The organism is Brasilonema bromeliae SPC951 (genome assembly GCF_012912135.1).
GTDB lineage: Bacteria > Cyanobacteriota > Cyanobacteriia > Cyanobacteriales > Nostocaceae > Brasilonema > Brasilonema bromeliae.
In genome coordinates this window covers 16,857-25,150 of sequence record NZ_QMEB01000004.1, presented here as the reverse complement: position 1 = coordinate 25,150, position 8,294 = coordinate 16,857, and the positions used below count along the sequence as shown (strand labels likewise).

Here is an 8,294-nt window from a genome sequence, read left to right as displayed (position 1 = left end):
TGTAAGTGCCAATCTCAATTAAGCGCTTGATGTTCATTGCTTCCAAGCGCCTGAGGTCACCTTCAACTTGGTAATTCTCTTCTATTTCTCCCCTGAGAGCTGCTACGTCAGCATCACTCAGGTCTTTAACACGAGTATCAGGGTTGACACTCGTGGCTGCTAATATCTCTTTTGATAGAGATAAACCAATTCCGTAGATATAAGTTAGACCAATTTCAACACGTTTATCACGTGGAAGGTCTACTCCGGCAATACGTGCCACAACTCGTGTCTCCCTATTCCTTAAAGCTAGTAGTGTGTTTTTTGTTAGTCAGCAGTTCTTTGAATAAATTTTCCTGATGACTCTTTTCACTTTTTCGTTGTGTTATCCTTGGCGCTGCTTATGCTTCGGATTCACACAAATCACCATGACGCGACCACGACGCCTGATCACGTTACACTTTTCACAGATTTTCTTGACAGACGCTCTGACTTTCATGCCTTTTTTCTTGACTCCAAACAGTGAATTCTAACATTTTATGATTAATTAGTCAGTAAAAATCGTTGTTAATCTCGCAATCACTATGGTATGATTTTTTACATCTTTAAAATTTCCTTGCGATGAATCGTTTAAAAATGAGCTATTTCTTACGTAGTCGATAAGTGATTCTACCTTTTGTCAGGTCGTAAGGCGTTAACTCTACTTTGACGCGATCGCCGGGTAAAATCTTGATATAGTTACGGCGAATCTTCCCAGAAATGTGAGCTAACACATTGAAGCCGTTATCTAAATCAACACGAAACATTGCATTTGGCAGGGACTCGGTGACCGTGCCTTCCATTTCAATCAAATCTTGTTTAGACAAGTTTTTTCCTCAACTCAACAGCCTCCTAGTTTGTTACAGCTACTTAATATAGTCTGCAAAAGAACATATTTCGGAGAATATATCAACAGTTCATTAATATATCTTATCCAAGATTTACATACATCTGCTTGGGGTGACAGGGAATAGGATGTTAGGTAGAAATATCTGGGACAAATTTGTCCCTTTTAACCTGCACCTACTCCCTTGTTCTAAGACGCAATGACCTTTTTTAATTCAGCAGTGACTTCTTCTAGGGACTGATTACCGTTAATACTGACGAGAGTCTGGCGACTACTGTAAAAGTCAATCAAGGGTGCCGTTTCAGAACGGTAAACTTCTAAGCGACGACGGATGACTTCTTCTGAATCATCTTTTCTGCCTCGCTCCAGCAACCGTGCTATCACAGTTTCATCTGGCACATCCAAATTGACAACCTTTTCACCATTTTGGTTGAGGATTCGCAGTAATTTTTCTAAAAAAACTGCTTGATTGACAGTACGGGGAAAGCCATCAAGAATCCAACCTGATTTCGTATCAACCTGGCTCAGACGTTCCTGCACCATTTCCTGCACAAGCTCGTCGGGAACCAACTCACCTTTATCCATATAACTTTGAGCCTTAACACCCAAAGGAGTTTGGTCTTTGAGGCCTTGACGCAGTATGTCACCTGTAGAAATATGAGGAATATTCCACTCGTCAGCTAAGGTTTTAGCTTGAGTTCCTTTACCAGCTCCAGGTGGTCCCAAGAAGATTAGTCGTGTCACTACTGTTTCACCATTCCTTCATAGCGCTGAGAGATAAGGTAGGTTTGAATCTGCTTTGACGTATCAATCGCGACACCAACCAGGATTAACAAAGAGGTAGCACCTAGCCCCCTAAAGGTTCGTACATTTAAAGCACTTTCAACGGCAGTAGGGATAATAGCAATTAAGCCTAGAAAGATAGCGCCTAAAAAAGTTAATCGATTCAGCACGCGCTCAATGTACTCGCTTGTTGCTTTACCCGGACGAATACCTGGAATGCTAGAACCCATCTTCTTCAAGTTCTGCGCTACATCAACTGGGTTGACTATCAATGAAGAATAGAAGTAGCTGAAGAACACGATAGAAACTAGATAGACAAGGGCATAGACCCAAGCCCCAGAACCGCCAGGTACGAGATAGGTATTAATAATTCTCGAATATTCTGGATTTTTGATGAAATTCACTGCCAACACTGGCAAACTTAGAATTGCAGTCGCAAAAATAATTGGCATCACGCCCCCTTGATTGAGTCGTAGGGGTAAATAATTACGCTGCTCTGCAAAAATTCGTCTACCAACTTGGCGGCGTGCTGAAATAATCGGAATACGACGGATTCCTTCTTGCACAAAAACAATACCAACAATCGTGACCAAGAAAAGGAGCAACAGCACAATAACTCGACCTACTGTTTCCCGGTTTCCGGTTTGTACAAAATCGATTGTGTCGCCTAAAGCTTTTGGGAGTGTTGCCACAATGTTGACAAAAATCAACAAAGATGCTCCGTTGCCTACGCCACGCTCTGTAATGACTTCTGATGCCCACATGACAAACATCGAACCTGCTACGAGAGCCAGCGCTGTCTCGATAACGAAAATTGGCCCGTAGTTTACAGCAAACGGTTTAAGCCAGAACGATGCCAAGAAGACACTTTGAATAATCGCCCAACCCACAGAAACATAGCGTGTCATCTGGGAAATTCTGCGCCGTCCTGCTTCTCCCTCATTTTTCTGTAAGTTCTCTAAAGCTGGGATGGCAGCGGTGAGCAATTGGATGATAATCGAGGCGTTGATGTATGGCAAAATACCTAAGGCAAAGACTCCTAAAGCAGAAAGTCCACCTCCGGAAAAGATGTCCAAAAAGCTTAATACCTGGTTATTATTTTGAAGGGTTCTGGCAAATTCATCTCGATTAATACCTGGTATGGGCAAATGTATGCCCAGACGAATCAACATTAAAATACCTAGGGTCACAAGCAGCCGACCTCGCAGACCTGCTGCTTGCGCCATCTGCATAAAAGTTTCTTGAGCCGTTGGGGCTTTGTCTCGACTGATCATAGAGGGCTACCTTGCGAGTATAGTGAAGCACGAGTCTGGGGTAGGCTTGTCGTAGGTGCGTGCTTTGTGACTCACTCTAAAACTTCGCAACTCCCACCAGCTGCCTCAATTTTGCTACGAGCTGTACCTGTAAAAGCTGCCGCTTGCACCTTGAGGGGAACGCTCAATTCCCCATCCCCTAAAATCTTCAAAGGTCCCCGACTAGCAGTAAGGATACCTGCTTCTTTTAACGAGGTGAGTGTGACTTCTGTATTTGCAGGGAGGGAGGCTAGCTTTTCTACATTAATCGTAGTGTACTTCTTAGGATTAACCAGAGGGAAGCCCTTTAACTTAGGTATGCGGCGGTACAATGGCTGTTGACCACCTTCAAAACCGGGTCGTGTACTGCCGCCTGAACGGGCTTTTTGACCACGCATACCCTTACCAGCACTAGCACCTTGACCGGCAGAAACACCCCTACCTAAACGACGGGGACGTTTCTTAGAGCCTTTTTGAGGACGAACATCGGTTAGTCTCATAAAAAAAACCTTGTGTAAAATTTAATCATTTATCATTTGTGAGCCACTGCCGTAATGAGTCCAGCACTGCAGTCCAAGTTTTTCGGTGCGCCTTGGTGACTGGCGTAAGCGCAAAGTGTATGTGCGCATACCTTAAGAAGTTTAGGGAGGCAGTGTGCCCTTGAGGTTTGCCCAATAACTGGACTGCTGTGCATGGTCTAGCAGCCATAAAGCAAGTGGCGTTTGTCATTCGCGTAGGGTGTCCGTATCTCTTCCTCCAGACGCTGCTTTGTTGGGGCAAGCTTCCGCAGGACTTGGGGGCATAGCCGTGTCAGTGCGCTACAGGACATACACGTGCCAAAGGCATACCCAGAGGATTCTTTGTCATTTCTATAAAAACAAAGGACTAAGACAAATGACTTAAATGTAAAGATTTTCAACAGGAATGCCCCGGTCTTCAGCGACTTCTGCAAAAGTTCGCAGGGTAGATAGGGCATTAACTGCAGCTCTGGCATTATTGAGAGGATTGTTTGAACCAAGTTGCTTAGCTAGGATATTACGAACTCCTGCCAATTCCAGTACTGTACGTACAGCACCACCAGCAATTACTCCAGTACCAGGTGCTGCTGGTCGCATGATGACCTTGGCACCACCACCAATTCCATCAATAGGATGGGGGATAGAGTTGGATTTGGTCATGGGAATTTCAATGAGATGCTTTTTCCCATCAGCGACGCCTTTTTTCACAGCACCAATCACATCTGAGGCTTTGCCTACTCCCACCCCAACTTGACCGCGTTCATTACCGACAACGACGATCGCGCGGAAGCTCAGTTTTTTACCTCCTTTTACGACTTTACTCACCCGTCGGATTTGGATAACCCGCTCTTGCCATGTAGTCTCTTCTTTTTTTGTACGATTAGCTTTACGACGACCAGTTGCCATTTTAATTACCTCGTATTAGAAGCCAATTGTCATTTGTCCTCGGTCATTTGTCTTTCTTTACTAATGAACGGCAGGTGACGCGGCTGTGCTCCACTTGGGGAGACCCCAAGACGAGCCACTGCTGCACTTCGGGTCTCCCACCGGGCTGCATGTGGCGTCCGCACTGGCTCCTTTATGCCGGGTAACCATGCACGGCAGTTCCTCCTTGGGAGCCACTGCGCCCTTGGAGGTCTCCTCGTTGAGTGCAAGTGGCGTGGAAACCACCAAGACCTCGGCGACTACCCACCGCACTGCCTCATAATGACTCATGAGCAATGACTTATTTAAAAATCCAAACCAGCTTCGCGAGCTGCTTCTGCTAGTGCTTTGACGCGTCCGTGGTAAAGGTTGCCACCTCGGTCAAAGACGACTTTGCTGATACCTTTTTCTAATGAGCGAACTGCAATCAATTTGCCAACTTCCACCGAAGCTTGGCAGTTTGAGCCTGAAGCTAATTTTGATTTGAAGTCTGGTTCCAGAGTTGAGGCTGCCACCAAAGTGTGATGATTAGTATCATCAATCACCTGAGCATAAATATGTTGGTGAGAGCGAAATATAGCTAACCGTGGACGGTCAGAAGAACCATCAACTTTACCACGAATGCGTCTACGGCGACGTTCCCTTGATTCTTTACGAGTATGTTTCATTTTTACTTCTTGCCCTTACCACCAGTCTTACCAGCTTTACGTCTGACCATTTCACCGGCGTAACGAATACCTTTGCCTTTATAAGGCTCCGGTGGGCGCACAGCACGAATTTTCGCTGCTGTGTTGCCTACCACTTCTTTGTCATAACCGCTGATAATAACGTTAGTATTATTTTCAACTGCAAATTGAATTCCTTCTGGTGGAACGATTTGCACTTGATGGCTATAGCCCATGTTCAAAACCAGGTTGCGACCTTGAACTTGCGCCCGGTAGCCAACCCCTTGAATTTCCAAACGACGTTGAAATCCTTTGGAAACTCCTTCAACCATATTGGCAACCAAAGTCCGGCATAAACCGTGCATTTGGCGGGATGTGCGAGATTCATCGCGACGGTTGACCTGCAATATTTCTCCTTCTTTGGAGACTATGACATGAGGAGGCAAATCGCGAGAAAGTTCGCCTTTTGGACCTTTGACTAGCACTTTTGTGCCATCAATGCTTACTTCCACCTTGGCGGGAACTGTAATTGGGCGTTTACCAATTCGAGACATAACTTTGTTGTCCTAAGTCTATTGTTATTTGTCCTAAGTCTATTGTTATTTGTCTTTTCTTTACTCATGACAAATGACCAATGACTCATGACTCATGACTACCAAACGTAGCACAGTACTTCACCACCCAAGTTCTGACGCCGTGCTTCCCGGTCAGTCATAATGCCACTAGATGTGGAAATAATGGCAATACCGATACCGCCTAGTACTCTTGGTAGTTCTTTTCTATTGGAGTAAACACGCAAACCTGGTTTACTCACCCGCTTAAGGGTGGTAATGAGGGGTTGGCGATTTTTGCCCTTGTATTTCAAGGAAATCACCAAATTGCGTGCCACTCCTTCTCCTGCTTCTTCAAACTCACCAATAAAGCCTTCTTCGCGCAGCACTTTTGCGATGCTACGAGTCATTTTGGTGGATGGCACTTGTGTTGTTTGATGCCGCGCCATATTCGCATTGCGGATGCGCGTGAGCATATCTGCAATTGTGTCGTTAACCGCCATCGTTTCCTCTTTAGATGAACTTATTGATCCCGAAAGGGCATTCCCATTTCTTTAAGTAAGGCGCGACCCTCTTCGTCAGTCTTTGCTGTGGTGATAATGGAAATATCCATACCACGAATTTGGTCAATGCTGTCATACTCAATTTCTGGAAAAATGAGTTGCTCTCTGACACCTAGAGTATAATTGCCGCGACCATCAAAGCTTTTGGGACTAATACCGCGAAAGTCCCGGATTCTTGGTAGTGACAGATTGATGAGACGGTCAAGAAAGGAATACATTCTTTCGCTTCTTAAGGTGACCATGATACCAACTGGCATACCTTGACGAATTTTGAAGCCCGCGATCGCCTTTTTCGCCCGCGTCACAACTGGTTTTTGACCAGTAATTGTCGCAATCTCGGTCAAAGACGCTTCCAACGCTTTCGCATTTTGAGATGCTTCCCCCAAACCCCGGTTAACAGTAACTTTTACCAACTTCGGCACTTGATGAATGTTGGTGTACTGAAACTGTTGCATCAGTTTGGGGACAATTGTTTCTTGGTATAAAGTTTTTAGTCTTGTTGCCATAGTTTTTGTTCTTTTTATCCCTGGTCTTGGTCAGGGATTATTGTCCTTACTCTTTGTCTATTGTCTTTTGTTTTTTTACTAATGACCAATGATCTTCTGGGTTCACCACTTAACGCCGCTGTGCTACCTTACGCTATGAGGAAGCCTTTTAGTGGGCGTTTACAAGTCGGGAAACTTTAGCCAAACATTGACTCTTTTATGCCGCCAGACTTGTCCACCGCAGCTTGTCACTATTTGTCTATGATTTCACCAGTTTTCTTTAGCATCCTAACTTTCTTACCTTCTGCAGTGAAAGTGTAGGAGATGCGACTGGCAACATTTTGCTTGGTGGAATAGAGCATGACGTTGGAACTGTGGATTGGATATTCCTGAGTCACAATACGCCCAGATTCACCTTCTTGCTGAGGTTTGACGTGCTTGGTTTTGATATTTACACCTTTGACAAGCACTTTACTTTCTTGGGGAATTGCTTTGATAATTTCTCCAACTTTGCCTTTATCTTTTCCAGCAATTACTTGCACGGTATCCCCGGTTTTGACGTGCATTTTGAAAAATCTAGGTTGATCTTTCTTTTTGTTTGCCATTACAGCACCTCCGGAGCCAGAGAAACAATTTTAGTAAAGTTTTTATCACGTAGTTCTCGTGCTACTGGTCCGAAAACCCGTGTTCCTTTGGGGTTACCATCTTTGTTGATGATCACTGCGGCATTATCGTCAAAACGAATACTCATACCGCTATCTCGATGGGTATTATGACGGGTGCGGACAATGACTGCTTCTACAACATCAGACTTTTTCACAGCCATGTTCGGCTGAGCGTCTTTAACAACAGCGATGATTCGATCGCCTATGAAGCCGTAACGACGGTTACCTGCTCCTAATACGCGGATGCACATGAGTTTACGGGCACCGCTATTATCTGCAACATTAAGGTAAGTTTGGGGCTGAATCACAATCGTTTTCCCTTTGTGTCTTGTTAACTACTTAATAACTATATGGTTTAGCTATTTTTGGTAGTCAGGATTTCTGTGACTTTCCAGCGCTTAGTTTTACTCAGGGGTCGCGTTTCCTGAATGCGAACGCGATCGCCTATTTTGCACTGATTGTCTTCATCGTGCACCTTATAGCGCTGGGTGTTTACGACAATTTTGCCGTATTTTGGATGAGGTGCGCGGTTTTCGATGGCGACTACCACCGTTTTTTGCATTTTGTCGCTTACGACCAAGCCAACTCGTTCTTTTACTGCCATAATCTCCTACTCTGTTTCTTTCGCGGGTTGACTTGATAAAGCGCGTTTGCGCTCTGCTTCTACAGTCATTAGTTGAGCCAGACGGTGGCGAGCGTGTCTAAACAGATGGGGTTTGTCTAGCTGTCTGGTTGCTTGTTGCAAGCGCAACTGAAAGAGTTGCTTTTTGACAGCGATAATCTCCTGCCCTAGTTGTTCGTCAGTTAAAACTCTTGCTTCTGAAATTTTGGGAAGAGGCATAACCTACACCTGTGATTGCTCTTGTGAGCGCGCAATGAACTTAGTTTTGATGGGTAATTTGAAAGCAGCCAAACGCATTGCTTCGCGAGCAATTTCTTCGGAAACGCCTGCAATTTCAAATAAAATTCGTCCTGGTTTGACG

At 44.8% G+C, this 8,294-nt stretch carries 16 protein-coding genes; all 16 read right to left on the bottom strand.

Annotated elements, in window-relative coordinates; all coding sequences use genetic code 11:
• Positions 1 to 262, bottom strand: a 262-nt coding sequence (gene rpsM / locus DP116_RS01075; RefSeq protein ID WP_343038225.1) for a 30S ribosomal protein S13, incomplete at its 3' end; no start/stop codon positions are given.
• Between the two features lie 102 nt (positions 263 to 364).
• Positions 365 to 478, bottom strand: a complete 114-nt coding sequence (gene rpmJ / locus DP116_RS01070; RefSeq protein ID WP_010998333.1) for a 50S ribosomal protein L36 — start codon at positions 476 to 478, stop codon at positions 365 to 367.
• Positions 479 to 620: 142 nt separating this feature from the next.
• On the bottom strand, positions 621 to 845 hold the full coding sequence (gene infA, locus DP116_RS01065) for a translation initiation factor IF-1 (RefSeq protein WP_006276978.1): 225 nt from the start codon (positions 843 to 845) through the stop codon (positions 621 to 623).
• 209 nt (positions 846 to 1,054) lie between these two features.
• Complete coding sequence (locus DP116_RS01060) at positions 1,055 to 1,609, bottom strand: adenylate kinase (protein ID WP_169153398.1); 555 nt, start codon at positions 1,607 to 1,609, stop codon at positions 1,055 to 1,057.
• Positions 1,609 to 2,922 (bottom strand): preprotein translocase subunit SecY, encoded by a 1,314-nt coding sequence (gene secY / locus DP116_RS01055; RefSeq protein WP_169153397.1) that lies wholly within the window; start codon positions 2,920 to 2,922, stop codon positions 1,609 to 1,611. Before secY ends, DP116_RS01060 begins: the two co-directional genes overlap by 1 nt.
• Before the next feature lie 71 nt (positions 2,923 to 2,993).
• Positions 2,994 to 3,440: a 50S ribosomal protein L15 gene (gene rplO / locus DP116_RS01050; RefSeq protein ID WP_169153396.1), complete on the bottom strand. Its 447-nt coding sequence runs from the start codon at positions 3,438 to 3,440 to the stop codon at positions 2,994 to 2,996.
• Between the two features lie 399 nt (positions 3,441 to 3,839).
• Positions 3,840 to 4,364 (bottom strand): 30S ribosomal protein S5, encoded by a 525-nt coding sequence (rpsE, locus tag DP116_RS01045; RefSeq protein WP_048868719.1) that lies wholly within the window; start codon positions 4,362 to 4,364, stop codon positions 3,840 to 3,842.
• A gap of 323 nt (positions 4,365 to 4,687) precedes the next feature.
• Positions 4,688 to 5,050: a 50S ribosomal protein L18 gene (gene rplR / locus DP116_RS01040; protein ID WP_169153395.1), complete on the bottom strand. Its 363-nt coding sequence runs from the start codon at positions 5,048 to 5,050 to the stop codon at positions 4,688 to 4,690.
• 2 nt (positions 5,051 to 5,052) lie between these two features.
• The gene (rplF, locus tag DP116_RS01035) at positions 5,053 to 5,601 is read right to left on the bottom strand and encodes a 50S ribosomal protein L6 (RefSeq protein WP_169153394.1); all 549 of its coding nucleotides are present in this window, start codon (positions 5,599 to 5,601) and stop codon (positions 5,053 to 5,055) included.
• 98 nt (positions 5,602 to 5,699) lie between these two features.
• A complete protein-coding gene (gene rpsH, locus DP116_RS01030; RefSeq protein ID WP_048868722.1) occupies positions 5,700 to 6,101 on the bottom strand; it encodes a 30S ribosomal protein S8 in 402 nt (133 codons plus the stop codon).
• A 20-nt stretch (positions 6,102 to 6,121) separates the two neighbouring features.
• Positions 6,122 to 6,667, bottom strand: a complete 546-nt coding sequence (rplE, locus tag DP116_RS01025; protein WP_169153393.1) for a 50S ribosomal protein L5 — start codon at positions 6,665 to 6,667, stop codon at positions 6,122 to 6,124.
• Between the two features lie 230 nt (positions 6,668 to 6,897).
• Positions 6,898 to 7,251, bottom strand: coding sequence for a 50S ribosomal protein L24 (gene rplX, locus DP116_RS01020; protein WP_169153392.1), 354 nt, complete (start codon positions 7,249 to 7,251; stop codon positions 6,898 to 6,900).
• On the bottom strand, positions 7,251 to 7,619 hold the full coding sequence (rplN, locus tag DP116_RS01015) for a 50S ribosomal protein L14 (RefSeq protein ID WP_048868725.1): 369 nt from the start codon (positions 7,617 to 7,619) through the stop codon (positions 7,251 to 7,253). Before rplN ends, rplX begins: the two co-directional genes overlap by 1 nt.
• 47 nt (positions 7,620 to 7,666) lie before the next feature.
• Positions 7,667 to 7,915: a 30S ribosomal protein S17 gene (gene rpsQ / locus DP116_RS01010; RefSeq protein ID WP_169153391.1), complete on the bottom strand. Its 249-nt coding sequence runs from the start codon at positions 7,913 to 7,915 to the stop codon at positions 7,667 to 7,669.
• Positions 7,916 to 7,921: 6 nt separating this feature from the next.
• Positions 7,922 to 8,152, bottom strand: coding sequence for a 50S ribosomal protein L29 (gene rpmC, locus DP116_RS01005; protein ID WP_169153390.1), 231 nt, complete (start codon positions 8,150 to 8,152; stop codon positions 7,922 to 7,924).
• A 3-nt stretch (positions 8,153 to 8,155) separates the two neighbouring features.
• On the bottom strand, positions 8,156 to 8,294 hold a 139-nt coding region (locus DP116_RS28895; RefSeq protein WP_246275431.1), incomplete at its 5' end, for a ribosomal protein L16.

Bases quoted from the DNA above. Each gene is read 5' to 3' on its own strand.
- rpmJ (WP_010998333.1), bottom strand. From the start codon at position 478: ATGAAAGTCAGAGCGTCTGTCAAGAAAATCTGTGAAAAGTGTAACGTG.
- secY (WP_169153397.1), bottom strand. From the start codon at position 2,922: ATGATCAGTCGAGACAAAGCCCCAACGGCTCAAGAAACTTTTATGCAG.
- rplO (WP_169153396.1), bottom strand. From the start codon at position 3,440: ATGAGACTAACCGATGTTCGTCCTCAAAAAGGCTCTAAGAAACGTCCC.
- rpsE (WP_048868719.1), bottom strand. From the start codon at position 4,364: ATGGCAACTGGTCGTCGTAAAGCTAATCGTACAAAAAAAGAAGAGACT.
- rplR (WP_169153395.1), bottom strand. From the start codon at position 5,050: ATGAAACATACTCGTAAAGAATCAAGGGAACGTCGCCGTAGACGCATT.
- rplF (WP_169153394.1), bottom strand. From the start codon at position 5,601: ATGTCTCGAATTGGTAAACGCCCAATTACAGTTCCCGCCAAGGTGGAA.
- rpsH (WP_048868722.1), bottom strand. From the start codon at position 6,101: ATGGCGGTTAACGACACAATTGCAGATATGCTCACGCGCATCCGCAAT.
- rplE (WP_169153393.1), bottom strand. From the start codon at position 6,667: ATGGCAACAAGACTAAAAACTTTATACCAAGAAACAATTGTCCCCAAA.
- rplX (WP_169153392.1), bottom strand. From the start codon at position 7,251: ATGGCAAACAAAAAGAAAGATCAACCTAGATTTTTCAAAATGCACGTC.
- rpsQ (WP_169153391.1), bottom strand. From the start codon at position 7,915: ATGGCAGTAAAAGAACGAGTTGGCTTGGTCGTAAGCGACAAAATGCAA.
- rpmC (WP_169153390.1), bottom strand. From the start codon at position 8,152: ATGCCTCTTCCCAAAATTTCAGAAGCAAGAGTTTTAACTGACGAACAA.